At 55.8% G+C, this 19,000-nt stretch carries 13 protein-coding genes; 11 read left to right on the top strand and 2 right to left on the bottom strand.

What is annotated here, in order from left to right; all coding sequences use genetic code 11:
* The first annotated feature begins 13 nt into the window (after positions 1-13).
* Positions 14-2,473 carry a DNA topoisomerase (ATP-hydrolyzing) subunit B gene (gene gyrB / locus CU041_RS10590; protein ID WP_101246852.1) on the top strand — a complete coding sequence of 820 codons (2,460 nt, stop codon included), beginning with the start codon at positions 14-16 and terminating at the stop codon, positions 2,471-2,473.
* Positions 2,474-2,612: 139 nt separating this feature from the next.
* On the opposite strand, the gene CU041_RS10595 is transcribed toward gyrB, so the two are convergent.
* Together CU041_RS10595 and CU041_RS10600 are read right to left on the bottom strand one after the other, a co-directional pair.
* Positions 2,613-3,836, bottom strand: a complete 1,224-nt coding sequence (locus CU041_RS10595; RefSeq protein ID WP_101246853.1) for a glycosyltransferase — start codon at positions 3,834-3,836, stop codon at positions 2,613-2,615.
* Positions 3,833-4,333 carry a MarR family winged helix-turn-helix transcriptional regulator gene (locus CU041_RS10600; RefSeq protein WP_101246854.1) on the bottom strand — a complete coding sequence of 167 codons (501 nt, stop codon included), beginning with the start codon at positions 4,331-4,333 and terminating at the stop codon, positions 3,833-3,835. The genes CU041_RS10595 and CU041_RS10600 overlap by 4 nt, the downstream gene beginning before the upstream one ends.
* A gap of 327 nt (positions 4,334-4,660) precedes the next feature.
* Between CU041_RS10600 and CU041_RS10605 the strand changes: the two genes are divergently transcribed.
* The 10 genes from CU041_RS10605 (at position 4,661) to CU041_RS10650 (ending at position 18,951) form a co-directional block, all read left to right on the top strand.
* Positions 4,661-6,451, top strand: coding sequence for a type I secretion system permease/ATPase (locus tag CU041_RS10605; RefSeq protein WP_101246855.1), 1,791 nt, complete (start codon positions 4,661-4,663; stop codon positions 6,449-6,451).
* Positions 6,448-7,830, top strand: a complete 1,383-nt coding sequence (locus CU041_RS10610; protein ID WP_101246856.1) for an HlyD family type I secretion periplasmic adaptor subunit — start codon at positions 6,448-6,450, stop codon at positions 7,828-7,830. Before CU041_RS10605 ends, CU041_RS10610 begins: the two co-directional genes overlap by 4 nt.
* Positions 7,831-8,158: 328 nt before the next feature.
* The gene (locus tag CU041_RS10615; protein ID WP_101246857.1) at positions 8,159-8,953 is read left to right on the top strand and encodes a calcium-binding protein; all 795 of its coding nucleotides are present in this window, start codon (positions 8,159-8,161) and stop codon (positions 8,951-8,953) included.
* A gap of 70 nt (positions 8,954-9,023) precedes the next feature.
* Positions 9,024-11,261, top strand: coding sequence for a glycosyltransferase family 2 protein (locus CU041_RS10620; RefSeq protein WP_101246858.1), 2,238 nt, complete (start codon positions 9,024-9,026; stop codon positions 11,259-11,261).
* Positions 11,258-12,103, top strand: coding sequence for a class I SAM-dependent methyltransferase (locus CU041_RS10625; protein WP_101246859.1), 846 nt, complete (start codon positions 11,258-11,260; stop codon positions 12,101-12,103). Before CU041_RS10620 ends, CU041_RS10625 begins: the two co-directional genes overlap by 4 nt.
* A complete protein-coding gene (locus CU041_RS10630; RefSeq protein ID WP_101246860.1) occupies positions 12,100-13,365 on the top strand; it encodes a glycosyltransferase family 4 protein in 1,266 nt (421 codons plus the stop codon). Before CU041_RS10625 ends, CU041_RS10630 begins: the two co-directional genes overlap by 4 nt.
* Before the next feature lie 20 nt (positions 13,366-13,385).
* Positions 13,386-14,156 carry a hypothetical protein gene (locus CU041_RS10635; RefSeq protein WP_101246861.1) on the top strand — a complete coding sequence of 257 codons (771 nt, stop codon included), beginning with the start codon at positions 13,386-13,388 and terminating at the stop codon, positions 14,154-14,156.
* A 61-nt stretch (positions 14,157-14,217) separates the two neighbouring features.
* Positions 14,218-16,413 carry a glycosyltransferase family 2 protein gene (locus CU041_RS10640; RefSeq protein WP_101246862.1) on the top strand — a complete coding sequence of 732 codons (2,196 nt, stop codon included), beginning with the start codon at positions 14,218-14,220 and terminating at the stop codon, positions 16,411-16,413.
* Positions 16,400-17,722, top strand: a complete 1,323-nt coding sequence (locus CU041_RS10645; RefSeq protein ID WP_101246863.1) for a glycosyltransferase family 4 protein — start codon at positions 16,400-16,402, stop codon at positions 17,720-17,722. Before CU041_RS10640 ends, CU041_RS10645 begins: the two co-directional genes overlap by 14 nt.
* Before the next feature lie 38 nt (positions 17,723-17,760).
* Positions 17,761-18,951 carry a polysaccharide pyruvyl transferase family protein gene (locus CU041_RS10650; RefSeq protein ID WP_101246864.1) on the top strand — a complete coding sequence of 397 codons (1,191 nt, stop codon included), beginning with the start codon at positions 17,761-17,763 and terminating at the stop codon, positions 18,949-18,951.
* Positions 18,952-19,000 lie beyond the last annotated feature (49 nt).

The raw sequence follows: 19,000 nt of genomic DNA on the forward strand, positions 1-19,000 counted from the left end.
AGGTTGTGACGCTATGACCAACGAAACAGAAACTCCGAACACTGCCGAACCGGCACAGCAGGAGTACGGTGCAGAATCGATCAAGGTTCTCAAGGGCCTTGAAGCGGTGCGCAAACGCCCGGGCATGTATATCGGTGACACCGATGACGGAACCGGTTTGCACCACATGATCTACGAAGTCGTCGATAACGCGATTGACGAGGCCCTTGCCGGGCATTGCGATACCGTCTGGGTGCAGCTCAATGGCGATGGTTCCGCGACCATCCGCGATAACGGGCGCGGCATTCCGACCGACATGCACAAGGAAGAAGGCGTATCCGCCGCCGAGGTCATCATGACCCAGCTCCATGCCGGCGGTAAGTTCGACCAGAACTCGTATAAGGTTTCCGGTGGTCTGCACGGCGTGGGTGTGTCGGTTGTGAACGCACTATCGACACTTCTGAAACTGCGCATCTGGCGTAACGGCAAAGAACATTACATGGAATTTTCCGGTGGCGATGCGATCAAGCCGCTGGAAGTTGTCGGTGATGCCCCGCTGACCGAAGACGGAACACCGCTTTCCGGTACCGAAGTCACCTTCTATCCGGATGGTGAAATCTTCACCCAGCTCGAATTCGATTTCGGGACTCTGGAACATCGCCTGCGCGAACTGGCCTTCCTGAACTCGGGCGTGATCCTGACCCTGCGTGATGAACGTCATGGCGATCCGGTCGAAACCAAACTGCATTACGAAGGCGGCATTCGTGCCTTTGTCGAATATCTCGACCGGAACAAGGCCCGCCAGATCGAAGAAGCCATCAGCATCGAAGGCGAAAAAGACGGCATCACCGTCGAAGTCGCGCTGCAATGGAATGACAGCTATCACGAACAGACGCTGTGCTTTACCAACAACATTCCCCAGCGTGATGGCGGTACGCACATGGCCGGTTTCCGTGCGGCCCTGACCCGTCAGATCAACAACTACGCCCAGGAAAGCGGCATCGCCAAAAAGGAAAAGGTTGCCCTGTCCGGTGATGATGCCCGCGAAGGTCTGTCTTGCGTGATTTCGGTCAAGGTTCCCGATCCGAAATTCTCCTCCCAGACCAAGGACAAGCTGGTTTCATCCGAAGTCCGTCCGGTTGTTGAAAACATCGTCAATGACAAGCTCCAGCAATGGCTGGAAGAACACCCGGCCGATGCCCGCAAGATCGTGACCAAGGTCGTCGAAGCTGCTTCTGCCCGCGAAGCCGCGCGCAAGGCCCGCGAACTGACGCGGCGCAAAGGCGCGCTTGATATCTCGTCGCTTCCGGGCAAGCTTGCCGACTGTCAGGAACGCGATGCGTCCAAAGCCGAACTGTTCATCGTGGAGGGTGACTCCGCAGGCGGATCGGCCAAACAGGGCCGAGAACGTGGTTTCCAGGCGATCCTGCCGCTGCGTGGTAAGATCCTGAACGTTGAACGCGCACGCTTTGACAAAATGCTTTCAAGTCAGGAAATCGGCACCCTGATTACCGCCATGGGCACCGGGATTGGCCGCGATGACTTCAACATCGAAAAGGCCCGCTATCACAAAATCATCATCATGACCGATGCTGACGTCGATGGCGCGCATATCCGGACCTTGCTTCTGACCTTCTTCTATCGTCAGATGCCCGAACTGATCGAACGCGGCTATCTCTATATCGCACAGCCGCCGCTCTATCGCGCCAAGCGCGGTAACTCGGTCCAGTATCTCAAGGACGACCGCGAGATGGAACAATACCTGACCGCACAGGGCACTGAAGAAGCGGTTCTGACCCTTGACGGTGGTCAGCAACTTGCCGGTCCTGATCTGGTTCGGGTGGTTGAACTCTCGCGCAAGGCCAAAAGCCTCCTGGCGCCGCTGTCGATCAAACTGCCGATCTCGGTTCTGGAACAGGCAACCCTTGCCGGTGCGCTGAACCCGGCCCTGCTTGATGACGACAACAAACGTCTCGAAGCGGCCCAGATTCTCGCCAAACATCTCGACAGCCTCGAAGAAGATTTCGATCGTGGCTGGCAGGGTGAAGCACCGCTCGATGAAATTGTCATCTGGCGTATGTTGCGCGGTGTCGAACAGCGCCACGTGATTGACGGCAATATCCTGCGCTCGGCCGAAGCCCGCGCCATTGCCGGCATTCTGGGCGAATTGCGCGAACTGTTTGAAAAGGGCGCGGAATTCGTCGCCAAGGACAAGACCTGGAAAATCAACGGCCCGGTCGATCTGGTCAATGCGGTGATGGAGTTCGGCCGTCGCGGCATCTCGGTCCAGCGCTATAAGGGTCTGGGTGAAATGAACCCGGATCAGCTTTGGGAAACCACGCTTGACCCGAATGTCCGCTCGCTCCTGCAGGTCAAGGTCGCGCACGCTGACGAGGCCGAAGAAGTCTTCTCGACCCTGATGGGCGACGTGGTCGAACCGCGCCGCGACTTCATCCAGTCCAACGCACTTAAGGTCGCAAACCTCGACGTGTAAGTGCGAGGATTAAGTCCACGATTAAAATCGTGACCTGACATCACAAAGCCGGAGACGAAGGATACCCTTCATCTCCGGCTTTTGTGTTCCTGACTGGGCCGTAACTGGTAATGGCCAAGATGCATCCCCGAAAGATCAGTCACATTCGCTGTCTGGCGCTTGACCCCATGTCGGCGGAGACCATGCGTTCAAGCAGGCTGGTTTGTTTGTCGAGGCACAGTTCAAGGTCAAAGTGATCGATAATCGTTTTGCGGGCCTGTCCACGCATTCGGCCAAGATCATTTTGTCGGGTCAGGCAGAAGGCCATCTTTTCGGCCAGTGTCTCGCTGTCCCAAAAATCGGTAAAAAATCCGTTTTGTCCATCGCGGATCACCTCCTGACAGGGGCCGGTGTTAGAGGCAATGACAGGGGCCCCGCATGCCATTGCTTCGAGCATCGACCAGGACAGCACAAACGGATATGTCAGATAAATATGGGCCGAACTGATCTGATATATACGGATCAGTTGGTCATGCGGGATCTGGCCAAGAAAATGAATGCGCGACTGATCGATCCCGGTTTCGTCTAACATGACATCACGCCATTTCCGGCCATCGGCGCGTGGCTGTCCGTAACTGATCCCGTCACCGCCGGCGATGACAAAAACAGCATCGGGGTTTTCTTTCGCAAGCTTGGCAGCCGCCCGCATGAACGTGGGAAAGCCGCGATATGGTTCAAGGTCGCGCGCGACATAGGTAATGACCTGATCACCAGTGCCAAGCACCCTTCCATCGGGAAGCGTTAGCTCGGCGTTCGGGTTCGGGCGGCATCGACGGGTATCGACACCTTCATGGCAGACACCGATCTTGTGGTGATAGGCCACAGGAAAAGCCGATTTCTGCCAGCGTGTCGGGCTGATCGCCGCATCAAGCTGGTCAAGGGTGGCCAACTGTGCGGCATTTCGCAGGCGAAGCTGGGTCCGCTTGGCCAGTGTTATGTCTTCATCAGGCGCAAAGCCGACGTCACGTCCTGTCGCGTGATAGTAATGTTCGCAATACCCGATCAGGGGTGTTTCGGGCAGGACATCACGGGCAAACATCATGCTGCCCCAGCCAATATGACCGTAAACGATGTCCGGTACGCCTTCCTCACGCACAAGGTTATCAAGCGTTTTGGCAGCCTTCAGGCCCACTTCCTGATGATATTGGGCAAAGGGCATGGCCGGTGGCGGTGGGGTGGCTGGTTGGCGCAGTGTCCGGATGCCGGGCAGTCGCACATTCATGGCTTCACACAGAAACGATACCTGCCATCCGGCATTGGCCAGATGACAGGCAAGATGTACAAACTGTCCAGGTCCATGACGATGAACGAGGACAATTTTCATCTTCTGTTTCGTACCTCCTGAACTGCGACGGACCCGTTGACGGGAACACCCCCGTACCTGAGAGTCTGTGTCCAGAATTCTTCCAGCCTGCGCAAGGTACGCAACGCTGTTTCCATTTCCTGCTGGTCTTCAAGATTGCTGGTCAGGGCGTCGTGATATTCCTCGTGGAGTTCATGCAATGCCTGACAAAGTTCATGACCCTTTGCCGTCAGTTTCAGACGTGCAGATCGCCTGTCGCGTGCCATGACCTGTCGTTCGACATAGCCAGATTCAGCAAGCTGTTTGAGATTATAAGACGCGTTTGAACCCATATAGTGGCCGCGATCCAAAAGATCGCGCACCGAGAGTTCGTCTTCGCCAATGTTAAAAAGCAGCGCCACTTGCGCCGGGCTGATGTCATCCTTTCCGAGTCGGATAAGATCTACCCGTAACAAATCCGCAAACCGTCGATATATCCGCTCGACGGTATTTGCCAGTTCAAGATGCGTGACGGTCATAACTTTCGATCCGTTATCTGGTCCCAAGCGAGAGTTGATGCCAAGGAAGGTTTTCCCGGGCACAATTTTCGTGTTGGGGAAGATAACAAGACGTTGTTCTTGAACAATTTTCCAGAACGCCTTTTACTTCCCACAGTTTGCTCGTTGTTCAGAAGTAATTCCAAAGTATTTTTATTTTTGAATTACTTCCGTTGTTAATGTTTTTACATTGTCCAATCGTCAACATGAGATCGACATATTTGATTTTATTGTAGATCATCATGCCATCGCAACTATGTGATTAGATTGCGGAAAAACTATGACTTTTGCTTAATTGGATGATTTTCGATGCAATTTGGCCGTAAAAAGCTGGCAAAACATGCCGCTTCCAAGGATGCACGACCAGAACTTGATGCAAGGTCCGTCATTCGTGAAGCCCGATTCACCTTTGTTCGCGGATTGGGCTGGGCCGGCGTAATGAGCGGCTTCATCAATATCCTTCAACTGACCGTGCCGCTTTTCATGCTGCAGGTCCATGATCGCGTGATCAACAGCCAAAGCACCGACACGCTGATCCTGTTATTGGTGATCGCGATCGGGGCCATCATCCTTTATGGCATTCTTGATTTCCTGCGCGCGCTTGTGTTTCAGGAAATGGCAAAGTCACTTCTGCGTCGCCTGAACCTGCCTGCGATTTCGGCGGCCATGCGGGTGGCCCTTGAAAAAGGATCCCTGCACGGAACCCAGGTGCTGCGGGACCTGTCCGATTTGCGCAACTTCATCACCGGTACCACCATCGCCGCCCCGCTTGAGGCCATCTGGTCGCCGATCTTCCTGTTCGTGATGTTTGCACTGCATCCCTATTACGGGATTGCCGGTCTGGTGGCGGTCTTGACCCTGATCGGGCTTAGTCTTTTGGGGGACCTGATGGTTCGTCAGGTCACCAAGGAAGGAACCGACGCCAATTTGCGCAATATCGGCGATATCGGATCGACCGTCTCGAATGCCGAGGTGATCGAAGCAATGGGCATGATGCCTGCCTTGGCCCTGCGCTGGCGGCAGGCCCAAATCCATGCGAGCGAGCTGCTTGATGTCGGCAATATGCGCAGCAAGGGGATGTATTCTGTCACGCGCTCTGCCCGCTTTGGAATGCAAATCATCGTGCTGGCCATGGGCGCCTATCTTGTCATTCTGGGCGAAACCACACCGGGTGCGATGATCGGCGGCACGGTGATTATGGGGCGGCTGTTATTGCCGTTCGATAATGTCACGCGTGATTGGCGGGCCTGGGTCGGGGCATTTTCATCCTGGAAGCGCATCCGATCGATGCTCGAAGAAAGCCAGTCTGAACGTGAAATCAAACCCACCCCGCGTTCCGAAGGGCCGCTGATTGTTGATAATCTGGTTTATGCCGCACCGGGATCAAATGTGCCGGTTTTGCGCGGAATCAGTTTCGAGCTCGCCCCGGGTGACATCCTTGGTGTTGTCGGGCCTTCGGCGGCGGGCAAATCGACCCTGTCACGGTTGCTGGTTGGCGCGTCAAAGCCTGCAAATGGTGGTGTCTATCTTGACGGGCATAATGCTTATCTGTGGGAACGTGGATCGTTTGGCGACATGGTCGGCTATTTGCCGCAATCGGTGTCGCTTTTGAATGGCACCATTCGCGACAATATCAGTCGCATGCGTGACGCCAACCCCCGCAAGGTGATCGAGGCCGCCCGCGCAGCGGGTGTTCATGAAATGATCGGGCGGTTGCCGCTGGGCTATGACACGCCGATTGGTGCCGGGCGCCATACGCTATCGGGTGGCCAGCAACAGCGTATTGCATTGGCGCGCGCACTTTATGGCTGGCCGCGCCTTCTGGTTCTTGATGAACCCAATGCCAACCTTGATGCCGAAGGCGAAGCATCCCTGATCCGTGCTGTACGCCAGGCCGCCGATTCCGGGGCCATGGTGGTTCTGATCGCCCATCGTCAAAGTATCATGCAATACGCGACCAAGCTTCTGGTGATGCAGGACGGGCGGGTCAAACAGTTTGGCGAACGAACAGACGTGATCCGCAATCTTTCCAATGAAAATGACGATATCAAAAGCTTGCCTTCGGTCAAACGTAAGCAGGAAAACGGAGGTGCGGCATGAACCGTGTCATTAACCTTGATGAGGGCGGGGCAACGATCCCGGCCGAGGAGCCCCAAGTCGCCTGGCACCAGATTCTGTCCGAAGAACGCGAAGCATCACGTCAAAGCCTGCGCAAGCCGATCATGGCCGGTCTCGCCGTAATCATTCTGGGATTTGGCGGTTTCCTGACCTGGGGGTTTACCGCCGAGCTTGATAGTGCGGCTGTGGCGACCGGCTCGGTGATTGTCGATTCCAAAAAGAAGGTCGTTAATCACTATGAAGGCGGCATCCTGAAAAAGCTTCTGGTCGAAGAAGGCGAGAAAGTTACAGCAGGTCAGGTATTGGCGCTTCTCGATGGTACGCGCAGTGAGGCCGAACTGGGTCAGTTGCGGGGTGAACGTTATGGCCTGATGGCAAAGCTTGCGCGATTGCGTGCCGAGCAGCGTGGTCTGCAAAATATCGCTTTCCCGCAGGAACTGACGGCCAGTGCGGATGATTATGTCGACGACATCCTGCGTGACGAGGAACGCCTGTTTGCCAAACGTAACGAGGTCTATGCAGCCAAACGCGATGCCCAGGCCAAACAGATCGATCAATTCGAAGCCGAAGCCCAGGCGCTCGATTCGCAAATCAAAGCCCGTACCCGTCAGGAAAAGCTCGTCGCCGAGCAGCTGAAAGGGATCCGTGAACTGGCCGAGAAGGGCTTTGCCACCCGAACCCAACTGGTCGAGATTGAAAACAACTGGTCGGATCTGGTCGGCGATATGGGCGAGTTCAAGGCCCAAAAAGCCGCCGCACAGCAGCAAAAGGCCGAAGCGGAGATCAATCTGGCTTCAATCGAAATGGAATGGCAAAGCGATATTGCGACCGAAATTCAGGAAGCCCAGCTTGCGCTGAATGATGTCACCCAACGCATGCGCGCCAGCACGGACGTCCTGAACCGGCTTGAGGTAAAAGCACCACAGGCAGGAACGGTCGCCAACATTCAGATCAGAACGCCGGGCGGTGTGATCAGTCCGGCTGAACCGATCATGGATATCATCCCCGAAGATGAACCATTGGTGATCGAAGCACGCATCAACCGACAGGACATCGACTCGGTTCAAGTCGGCTCAAAGGCGCAAATACGGCTGACCGCCTATAGTCAGCGCCGATTAGCCCCCCTGAATGGCGAGGTACGCTATGTCGCGCCTGACCAAACCGTCGATGAACAGCGCGATGCGTCCTATTACATCGTGCGCGCGGCCATCGATCCGGCGGAACTTGCCCGGCATGAAGATATCAAACTGCGCCCGGGCATGCCTGCGAACATTCTGGTTTTGAAAACACCGCGCAAGGCAATCGATTATCTGGTCGATCCGATCGTTCAGAGCATGGACAAGGCCTTCCGCGAAGAGTGATTCCTCCCCGCGTGATGCGGAACTGGGGTCAATCCGGCAGAAAACCGGGATTGACCCTTTTCTTTTCAAGTATAGATCAAATTTTGAATTAAATAATAAGTAAAATAAAAACAGTATTTATCGAATATATGTAATCAATATCGAAGTAAGTCATAATGTTGACAAAATAAAATCACAACAATACCCTCCAGTAGATAAGTAAAAAAATGTAGGGTTTTCTGAGTGGCCGTTATCCGCGGGGCTCAGACCGCCCTGAGGGAACGGCCATCCTCTCGCGAGGGAAATATCCCCGCGATGTCATTAATGTTGGGACACGAAGGAGGATTACATGGCAACTCTCGAAGGCGGCGCCTTTGATGATGCGCTTCTCGGATCTCGTTTCAGTGACGTCATCTTTGGACGTGGCGGAGACGACACAATCTTCGGACAAGGTGATGACGACGTTCTGTTCGGCGAAGAAGGCGATGATGCCTTGTTCGGCGGATCAGGCGACGATGTTGCCATTGGTGGCGAAGGTGATGATCTTCTGTTTGGTGGGTCGGGCGTCGATGCACTGATCGGAGGTGCCGGGAGCGACCTGCTGTCAGGTGGCTCTGGCGATGACGTTCTGTCAGGTGGATCGGGTGACGATATCATGCTTGGCGGATCAGGTGACGATGTGCTCGACGGCGGTTCTGGCGATGACGTCATGATCGGCGGCGGTGGCGACGATATCATGCTCGGCGGTGCCGGCGATGATGTCATGCTTGGCGGTTCTGGAAACGATGTTCTCCAGGGTGGTGAAGGTGACGACGTTCTCTTGGGCGGTGCCGGGGATGATGTCCTCGAAGGCGGTGCAGGGGACGATGTTCTGTCCGGCGGTTCCGGCGCAGACACCTTTGTCTTCTCCGGGGGTGGCGGCAACGATGTCGTGCTCGACTTCCAGGCTGGCGAGGACATGCTTTCCATTAGCAGCAATATCAACGACACCGGCATTGAAACCGCCGATGACGTTGCTGCACGTGCAACGCAAGTTGGCGCCAATACTGTCATCGACCTTGGGAATGGTGATTCCATTACCCTTAACAATGTCGATGCAGAAGACATCCAGGACGATCCGGACAGCTTCTTTAGCGTTCAGTAATCCAATATGGGCGTCCGCAGCTTCGGCTGCGGGCTACCCGTCCTGATCTTCAAGTAAGTGAAAGAATGTCATGCTTGAATTTGCCTCGTCCGATGCAGTGCGGACGACCGGCGAAGCGCCCGGTGTTTGCCTGCTGAACCCTGATACGTTGTTGTTGAGTTGGGATACACCCACCCGTTTGTGGGAAGTTCCCAAGCTTGAAACGATTGATGGTGCTGCGATTTCGCCGCAGGCTACTTTGCGTCTCCCGCTCGACGGGGGCGGCACCCGATTGCTGCGCGTCATCCGCCGTCCGGTGGATGAACCGGTCACAATTCTGGCCGAGGCCGGAACGCTGGGCCGCAAGGACGAGATCACAATTGACCCCGATGGCGATTTTGAATTTGCCAGTGCTTCAACGCTTTTGAACGGTGTGACGCCCGCCGGTCGGCTTTCATTGGTGTCGACACTTTTGGGAATGTGGGCAAGCCTGTTCCGGTTGCGGTTGTCCAAAAGCTACAACAATTTCCTGCGTCAGCTCGTCGCGGCGATTGTCGACCGGCCAAAACCGGCCAAAGCTGTCGCAAAACTGTCCGATGAAAAGATATTGCTGGCCACCGCGTTGCCTGATGCCTTTAACGATATCGAGGCGGTGTTCATTGTTGCCCCGTCGGGTTTCAGGCGTCTGACACAGCTTCCCCATATCAGCCGGACCGGACCGCGCGGTCAAAAGATTGCCTATATGATTGCGGATCGGGCAAGCACCGAAACAGGGGCTTATCTGGTTGTTACCGGTATGCGCACTCTTGCTGTGCGTCATCTGCCCGATGCATCAGGCCTGCCATCACTGGCCCGCTGGTGGCAAAAGCAGGGCAAATCGGACGCCGATCTGCGCGAATATATCATTGGTACGCTCGCACGTGCTGACATGAAGTCCAGCAAGGCCGCGATTGAATTCCAGCTCCGCTGTCCGCTTTCAAGCCAGCGCGTGTCGGGTGGCGGATCGCTTCCAAGTGGCGAGGTTGATCTTGCGGTCACAACGGCACGCGGCACCCTGATTGGCGGCTGGTATCGCGATCCGGTCGATATGATCGCCAGCATAGATCTTCTCGACAGCAACGGTATCGCCCATCCGTTCGGGGATGGATTTTATCGATATCATGGCAACGTACAGGATGATGACCGGACAGTTCCGGCGACCGGCTTTGTCGGGTTCTATCAGGGTATCCAAAGCCCGGTCCCGATCCTTCAACCCAGAAGCCTGATGCGCCTGAAATCGGGTAACCGGCATCTGATGGTTCCGCCCGCCCAGCCGATCGATCCCGCCGAGGCGCGCGCGCGCATTCTGCGCGCTGTGCCGCCCCAACACCTGACCGCAGACATTATCGAAAACTGCCTTGCACCTGTGATTGGGGATCTGCAGCAAAAGCTGATGGGCTCGGTCAAGGTTGACCGGGTCATTGAAATCGGCACCCCGCACGACGACCCGGATGTCTCGATCATTGTGCCGCTCTATCGTGTTCTGGGCTTCTTGCGTGCGCAGGTCGGGGCGTTTGCCTGTGATGACTGGGTCGCCAGATATTGTGAATTGGTCTTTGTGCTTGATTCCCCGGAACAGGCCGAAGAATGCGAACATTTGCTGCGCGGTCTGCATATTCTGTATGGCATTCCGATGCGCCTGGTGGTGATGACGCGCAATGGCGGGTATGCCCGGGCTTGCAATGCCGGCGCAGAACAGGCGCACGGGCATTTTCTGGCCATGCTCAATTCTGATGTCATCCCCCATACGCCCGGCTGGGCGCAAGGCATGGCCGCCAAATTGGGCGGTGCTGATGAAGTCGCGGTCGTCGGTCCGAAACTCCTGTTTGAAGATGGCTCGATCCAGCATGCCGGGATGTATTTTGCCCGCAATGAAAGCGGCAAATGGCTGAACTACCACTATCACAAAGGCATGCCCGACCAGTTCAAGGATGCCAATATTGAACGCTCGGTCCCCAGTGTCACCGGTGCCTGCATGATGATCCATCGTGATGCCTTTGAAGCGGTCGGTGGCTTCACCGAGGATTATGTAATTGGCGACTACGAAGACAGCGATCTTTGCCTGAAAATTCGCAAGGCCGATTTCGACATCAAATACCTCCCCGATGTCAGCCTCTATCACTTCGAACGCAAATCCATCTCCACCCATGTTGATTACATGCGCGGCGTGGCTGCCGAATATAACGCCTGGCTGCATGCTGCGCGCTGGGGGGATGTGCTCGAAGACATTCACACCAACGGTGTGCCGCAATACCGATCGCAAAAAACCTCTGACGGAGAAGGGGCATGAGCCAGGTTCTTGCATTGTCTGAACACCAATCCCCGCTAACATCCGATTTTGGCGAAACCCATCTTGCCTGGTTGTGCCAGCAAATCATTTCCAACCGTTTTCTTCCGGTTCCCCCCGAAGAAGACGTCTTTGTCGGCGATGGTGATTATCGGGTCATCGGTGCGGAATTCCTTGATCATTTTGTCCGCATGGGCGGGCTTAAAACCACTGACGATGTTCTTGATATCGGTTGCGGTATTGGCCGCATTGCCGTCCCGTTGACACAGTTCCTGAACCCCGAAAAGGCGATTTATCGTGGTCTGGATCCTGTGCGCAACGGCATTGAATGGTGCAAGCGCGCCATCACGCCAGCCTATCCGAATTTCCGGTTTGAATGTGCCGACATCAGGAACGCACTTTACAACCCGGAAGGCGAAATCAGCGGGCGCGGCATACGATTGCCTTTTCAGGACGGAACATTCGATTTCACCGCAATGATCTCGGTGGCAACCCACCTGCCGCCAGACGAAATCGAAGCCTATTGTTCCGAGGTCTTTCGTGTGCTGCGCCCGGGCGGGCGGCTGTTTCTGACCGCCTTTGTCATGTGCGCGGACGATGATCCGTCTCATCCGGACCGCGATGCCCGCCTCAAGGCATTCGCAAAGGCCGACGGTCAGCCCTGCTGGCATCTGCGTGGCGAAAATCCGATGGCCGCCGTCGGGTTTGACGATGCCTTTCTCGATGATGCCCTGACGACTGCCGGCTTTGACATCCACACCAAAAGCTTTGGCGCATGGCGCGGCAAGCCAGCCGCCCACTATCAGGATTTCCTGATTGCCCGGAAACCACGGAGGAACGCATGAACCCGCGGATAATGGTGCTTGCCCACAATCACCCCGATCTGCATCCGGGGGGCACGGAAATTTTCGCCCATGACCTGTTTCATGCCTACAAACGTGCGGAATGCGAAGCGCTGTTCATCGGGGCGACCAACGATGTTCATCGCGAACGCCGCCCGGGCACAAGTTTTCAGGCCATCAATGATGCTGGTGATGAAATGCTGTTTTGGGCGGGGCATTTTGATCGCTTCAACATGTCCCAGACCGATCTTTATGCGGTGGCCCCGGATTTCACACGCCTTTTGAAAAGCTGGGCCCCGGATGTGGTGCATATCCATCATCTGGTGCTGTGGGGCATCGAATTGCCAATGCTGATCCGCCGTGTTCTGCCGAACTGTCGGATTGTCATGACCCTGCATGACTATTATCAGATCTGCCCGAATGATGGTCTGATGATCCATCGCGGGACCAGAAACCGCTATACCAAGGCCGACGCCACCGGGCGTTTGTCCGGGCTTGATAGTTTTACACCCGATCAACATGCGATGCGCGCGGTCAATCTGCGCAACCATCTGCGCGTGGTGGATCATTTTGTCTCGCCCAGCGAATTCCTGCGCGCTCGTTATATCGACTGGGGCATCGAGCCAGACAGGATCTCGGTGATCAATAATGGGCGCCCAACTGTCCCGGCCGCGCCCAAACGCGATATCGGCGCTGCCGAAATGCCCAATGTCTTTGGCTATTTCGGCAATCTCAACCCCTGGAAGGGGGCGGATGTTCTGCTTGAAGCCGGTCGGATCCTTTCGGAAAGTCAGGTCGATTTCAATCTGCGCATCCATGGCGCTGCTCTTTATCAGACCGACCAGTTTACCGATCGCATTGCCGATCTGTTCGAACAAAGCGGCCCGCAGGTGAGCCACATCGGCGCCTATCAGCGCGAAGATATTCCCGATCTGATGGCGCGGGTCGACTGGGTCGTTGTGCCGTCGATCTGGTGGGAAAATGCGCCACTGGTCATTCAGGAAGCCTTCCAGCATGGCCGTCCGGTGATCACCAGTTCCATTGGCGGCATGGCCGAAATGGTTCGGGATGGCCATGACGGTATCCATGTGCGCCCCGATGACCCGGCCGAGCTGGCCCGCGTCATGAAAGACTGCGCAACCAATCCGAAACTCTGGAAAAAACTGTCGGGCCATGTCCGGGCGCCGGCCGGGATTGATGATGTCGCGCAGGAATATCTGGCGATGATCCGCCGCATGGTTCGCCCTGATTTTGTTGCCGCCTGACGTTCAACAAGGAGGCCGCTATGGCTGTTGCTGAAAAACAGACGATGGAAGAAACCCCGGCGCCGAGCGTCGCACAAGACGCCGAGCAACCTGCGCCGACCCTGGAAGGGCGGGTCGATGCCATTGACCGGAACCGGCTCTATGGCTGGGTCTGGTCGCCGCAAAACCCGGATGCCCGGATCGAGGTGGTCGTGCGCCTTAACGGCCATGCATTGCTGCGCGAGACGGCCGAAAATGAACGCGTCGATTTGCGCCGCAATGGTATCGGCGATGGAAAGCACGCATTCGAGGTGGAATTGCCCGATGCAGCTGTTGCCAATGTCGACAGCCTTTCTGTTTGTGCCGTCATGCCCGGCACCAAGGACGAAATCACACTGCGTATCCCGACCCAAAGCGAACAGGAAGCCCACACTGCGCTGAATGCACCGCTTGGCAAAATTCTGGACCGGCTGGACCGGCTGCTTGCGGCACAGCACATCCTGCAAAACGGGCAACGCGAAGCCGCCAAACGTCTGGTCAGTGCATCGAAACGCATGGATGAACTTGCCTCGGCCGATGACGGTATCGAAGCAGGTGTGAAACTGGTCCGTACCGGTCAGGAAGAACTGTCAAGCCGGGTGGATGAACTCGAAGTCTTTCTGGTGCGCTTTGACAAATCGCTGGGCGGGTTTGACGAACGCCTTTCCGTCCTGACCGCGCGCCACACCAATGATCTCAAAACCCCGTTGCTAATCCTGTCCTGCCTGATCGGTGTAACGGCCGGATTGGCAATCGGCGCCTTCGTCTGGTGATGACCATGGCATCGCACCCATCCGCTTTAAAGCATATGCGCAAATACAAGGAGGCCGGTTAATGACAGAACAGAATGGTATGCCACTTGATGGCAGAACTGTTGTCGCCGCCTTGGTCGATGACAGTCTGGCGCTGATGGTCGGGGTCGGGAATGCACTGCCGGCAACGATTGATATCTACCTTAACAGTCAGTCCGACGCCAAAGTTCAGGCATCCATCATTTCATGGCGCCGCCACGATGCGGAACCCGAAAACGCCTATGGTTTTGTCGCGCTTTTACCGATGAAAAATGTTTCCGCGCGCCGTTTGAAAACCGCCCTGTTCAGTGGGGCTGGCAAACCGCGTGAATACCGGATTGATAGCCGCCAGCAACGTATCGAAGCGATCCTGTCCGCCGTCGCGGATCAGTCCGGCCCGGCTTTTGCGACCGTGATTGATGGTTTGATCGAGGCCCTGCTTGCCGGTGATCCGGATAAAAAACGCCTGAGCAAGGTGGCCGCACTTGTGCAAAGTGCCGCACGCAGCAACGGCTTTATCGAAGTCCTGGGCGGGCTCGAAGAAGGTGATGTTTATATTCAGGGCTGGTCAAGCGGCTTCCCCACCGGGCGCACCCGTGTCATCGCCATGGAAGAGTCCCCGGTGCTGGCAGAACTGACCAGCGCAGATTTTCAGCGCGATGATCTCGGTGACGAGGCATCGGGTGTCACCGGCCTGTTGCTCGGTAACAAGCCGATCAATCCGAAAAAACTCAAACGGGTTTATTTCCGCGGGCGCGAAACCTGGTACTCGATCGAAGTTTACCAGCACCGCGTTCTGGTAGCCCCACCCGATGTCCCGGCCCATATTCGTTCGGTTCTTGATCGTGTGCGTGCGCCGGAAAAAATCCTGCATACCCTTAAAATGGCCGCACATCGTTTTGATGGTCGTGACACAGTTTCGGAACTGGATCGCCCGGTTCGCATCGGGATTGATTTCTCTCTTCTGATCGAAGGCAGCGGGATATTGATTTCCGGCTGGATGCTGGATCCCGACCGTGCCGTCGAGAATGTGTCGCTGCGTGTCGGTGGTGAAGTCGTGCGTATTGATGACCACTGGACGCGTCAGTCACGTGCTGATGTGACCGATGCCTTTGCCAATGATCCGATGTTTTCCGCGATGAACCCGGCCCGCAACAATCACGGCTTTCTGGTGTTTTGTCCGCTGGAAGCCACCCCGCCATCCGATCAGGCAACCTATCTTGAACTGGGCATCCGTGATGCCTTCCCGGCCTACTGTCCGCTGAACCCGACGCGGGCTTCGGCCCGTCAGGCGCTTTCACGGGTTTTGCCATCGCTTGATCCGCGCTCGGTGACGGCATCAAACAGTATCGAACGTCAGTTTGGCCCGATGTTGCAGTCCATGACAGCGCAACGCCCCTATGCGGTAGATATTCACGATATCGGGGATTTTGACGAAAATGCGCCGGTGACCCTTGTGGTCGGGGTTGATGACACGATCAATGATATCGGGGTCACCATTGCCCTTTTAGGACTTGATAGCGCGACCCGGCATCTGCCGATTGTCATTGCCGGTCCGGTCGAAAGTTTCGATCAGGTCGGCAGCGAAATCCTGCGTCTTGCGGCCTTCTACAAACTCAACACCCGGATCGTGTTCGCCGAAGGCGTCGAAGATTATTGCGATGCGCTCGAAGTTGGTGTCGATGCCACCAGCTCCGAAACAGTCGGGCTGGTATCTGCGCATATTCTGCCGCGCGATGATGGCTGGTTTGATCAGTTGCTGGCCGCTTACAGCAAACGCGGCAGCAAGGTTCTCGTTTCGCCAACCATTCTGTTTGAAGACGATTCTGTCCGCTGGGCCGGGACCTGGATCAACAGCAACGCCAATGGCGGTCAGTATCTGTCGGACCGGTATGTCGGCTATCCATGCGCGGTGCTTGCTGACGCCGAACCCAGCGAAGTCAGCGCCGGAACCCTGGAATGCTGCATTCTGCCGCGCAAGGCCTTCAAGGACAGCAACGGCTTTACCCGTGGCTATATCGGGCCGGGGGAAAAAAGTCTCGATCTTGCGCTGAAACTGCGCATGGCGGGCACGCCATCCTACTGGATCCCCGATGTCGAAGTACTGGGCAGCGAACAATCCATAAGCACAGCCCCTGCCTGGGAGGAACTTTCCAATCGTCTTGACCGCTGGGCGTTTGATCGCCGCTGGTCATTGGTCGTTTCAAATTTGCGGAGCCACAACAATGCCGTCGACTGATTTACGTGTCCTCGTTATTTCGCACGGCCATCCCAGCATCTCGCTGGGCGGGGCCGAAGTGGCCTCCTATAACCTGCACAAAGGGCTGAACGCCCTTGACGGGGTCGAAAGCTTCTATCTGGCCCGCGTTGGCAACCCGGTCCCGCGTCACGGGGTCTCGGCCCTGATGAGCCTGCGTCAAAAGGAAAACGAAATCCTTTATCACGCGGAAAACTATGATCATTTCCTTCTGTCGAATGGCAGTACCGATGAAATCGACCGGGACTTCCTGCGTTTTGTGAAGGATTACGAACCCGATGTGGTGCATTTCCATCACTATCTCGGGCTTGGGCTGGAAACCATCTATGCCATTCGCGAAGCTCTGCCGGAAACCGCGATTTTCTTTACCTTCCACGAGTTTTTGACGATCTGCCACAATCACGGGCAGATGATCAAAAGCGGCGGAACCAAGCTGTGCAACCGTGCAAGCCCGATTGACTGCAACGGCTGTTTCCCGAACATCTCGCCCGCATCATTTCTTCGGCGCGAACGCTTCATCAAGGCCATGCTCGAACTGGCTGATCACTATGTGTCGCCCAGTGAATTCCTTGCCAACCGTTTCATTGACTGGGGCATGAAGGCCGAAAAAATGTCGGTGATCGAAAATGGTCTCGACATCGATCAGCGTGCCAAAGATCGCCCGCTGTCCAAAACCCAGCCCCGCCGGTCGCGCTTTGCCTTTTTCGGGCAGCTCACGATGTTCAAAGGGGCTGACATTCTTCTGGATGCGGTCGGACGTGTACCCGATGAAATCTGGGGCGATGATGCGCGGCTGATGATCTTTGGCGGCAACCTTGATCGCCAGCCTAAGGAATATCAGGACAAGGTCCATGACCTGATTGAAAAGGCCGGCGAGCGCGTGCGCTTTTACGGCGCCTATCAGAATACCGAAATGCCCAAGCTGATGGAGCTCGCCGACTGGACAATCATTCCATCTATCTGGTGGGAAAACTCGCCGGTCGTGATCCAGGAAGCCTTCTTCCACGGGCGGCCGATGATTTGCTCAAACATTGGCGGCATGGCCGAAAAAATCACCGATGGCGTGAATGGTCTGCATTTCCGGGTCGGAAGTGCCGAAGACCTTGCCGATCGGATGATCGAAGTCCTTAGCGACAACAAGATCTGGGATCGGATGCGCGAGGGAATACCAAGCGTGACGACCTATCAGGAATGCGCCGAGCAACATCTCGCGCAGTATCGGGAGGTTCTGGAAGTGCGCCGTATGTCTGCAAAGGCTGCGCGCCCGCAAACCGTGGCTAGCACGGCATGAATTCAGAACAAAAACGTGATCAACCAAGGAGAGACAACATGGCGCGCGTTCTCGTAATGATCCCGTCAGGCGAAGTCTACGACCACGACTGCGTCCGATGGTACAACTATCAGGATGTTCAAAAGAGCATCAATCACTACCACAATATCGGTGATGCCTTTGTCTTTGACTCATCGCTCAAGCTGATGAATTACGACAAACTTGGCGTTCTGCCGATTGCCGATCCCAAAATGGAAGACATCGATCGCCTTCGCGAGGAATATGATTATGTCTTCCTGCGCGGCTCGAACTACATCCATTCCGACATGGATTGGCGCAACACCATTGATGTCCTCAAACGGTTGAAATTACCGGTTCTGGGCTTTGGTATCGGTGCGCAGGCGCCGGTCAAAGGCAAGATCGAGCTGTCCGAACAGACCAAGACGGTTTTGCGCATGATGGCCGATTCCACCACATCCATCGGTGTGCGCGGGGCCTATACCGCACAGGTTCTTTGGGATCTTGGCATTACCAATGTCCGTATTGTCGGCTGCCCGACCGCGTTCCGGCAAAACAATCCCGACATGCGCATCAAACTGCCATCCCTTGATAGTGTGAAGAATGTCGGCATTACCCTGCGCCGCGAAGTCTCCCCGGCCTACGCGCAGGACATCAAGCGTTACCTGACCTTCCATCGTGATCTGGTCAAACATCTGGCTGGCCGGTTTGATGACATCACCCTGATGGCGCAGGGCGAACCCGAAGAAAAGAAACTGGTCTTTGGCAGCAACATCCAGCGTGAAGAAGCCATGCAGGCGCTTAAAAACAACGACTGGGTCAAGAACTGGTATCTCGATGACACGATGGAACGTCTCTATCGCGAGAAGCTTTTCTATTCCGATGTTGTTTCCGATTACGAGGATCTGGTGCGCACCAAGGATTGCGTGCTGGGCTATCGCCTGCACGGCAATCTGATGGCGCTGTCAAACGGTGTTCCGTCGATTTACTTCACCTATGACAGCCGCACCGTCGAATTCGCCGAAACCTATCAGATCCCGTCCTATGACGTGTTCTCGAAAAAGGAATTCGTGCTTGAGGATTACTGGAATCAGGACCTGTTCGACAAGTTCAACCGCGCCTGGTTCCAGACCTATCGCGAAATGGCGCAGTTCCTGACCGAGAACAATATCGACCACAAGATGGTCGATGTCATGAAAGCTGACACGCAGCCGCAACGAAAGGTCGCGTGATCACATCCGGTACTGCCGTCTGGCTGTTCCGGATCGGAATGGTCAGACG

The sequence above is a fragment of the Thalassospira povalilytica genome (genome assembly GCF_002844235.1).
Classification (GTDB): Bacteria; Pseudomonadota; Alphaproteobacteria; order Rhodospirillales; family Thalassospiraceae; genus Thalassospira; species Thalassospira povalilytica.

Coding starts and splice junctions, on each gene's coding strand:
- CU041_RS10620 (WP_101246858.1), top strand. CDS start 9,024: ATGCTTGAATTTGCCTCGTCCGATGCAGTGCGGACGACCGGCGAAGCG.
- CU041_RS10605 (WP_101246855.1), top strand. CDS start 4,661: ATGCAATTTGGCCGTAAAAAGCTGGCAAAACATGCCGCTTCCAAGGAT.
- CU041_RS10640 (WP_101246862.1), top strand. CDS start 14,218: ATGACAGAACAGAATGGTATGCCACTTGATGGCAGAACTGTTGTCGCC.
- CU041_RS10610 (WP_101246856.1), top strand. CDS start 6,448: ATGAACCGTGTCATTAACCTTGATGAGGGCGGGGCAACGATCCCGGCC.
- CU041_RS10625 (WP_101246859.1), top strand. CDS start 11,258: ATGAGCCAGGTTCTTGCATTGTCTGAACACCAATCCCCGCTAACATCC.
- CU041_RS10615 (WP_101246857.1), top strand. CDS start 8,159: ATGGCAACTCTCGAAGGCGGCGCCTTTGATGATGCGCTTCTCGGATCT.
- CU041_RS10635 (WP_101246861.1), top strand. CDS start 13,386: ATGGCTGTTGCTGAAAAACAGACGATGGAAGAAACCCCGGCGCCGAGC.
- CU041_RS10595 (WP_101246853.1), bottom strand. CDS start 3,836: ATGAAAATTGTCCTCGTTCATCGTCATGGACCTGGACAGTTTGTACAT.
- CU041_RS10630 (WP_101246860.1), top strand. CDS start 12,100: ATGAACCCGCGGATAATGGTGCTTGCCCACAATCACCCCGATCTGCAT.
- gyrB (WP_101246852.1), top strand. CDS start 14: ATGACCAACGAAACAGAAACTCCGAACACTGCCGAACCGGCACAGCAG.
- CU041_RS10600 (WP_101246854.1), bottom strand. CDS start 4,333: ATGACCGTCACGCATCTTGAACTGGCAAATACCGTCGAGCGGATATAT.
- CU041_RS10650 (WP_101246864.1), top strand. CDS start 17,761: ATGGCGCGCGTTCTCGTAATGATCCCGTCAGGCGAAGTCTACGACCAC.
- CU041_RS10645 (WP_101246863.1), top strand. CDS start 16,400: ATGCCGTCGACTGATTTACGTGTCCTCGTTATTTCGCACGGCCATCCC.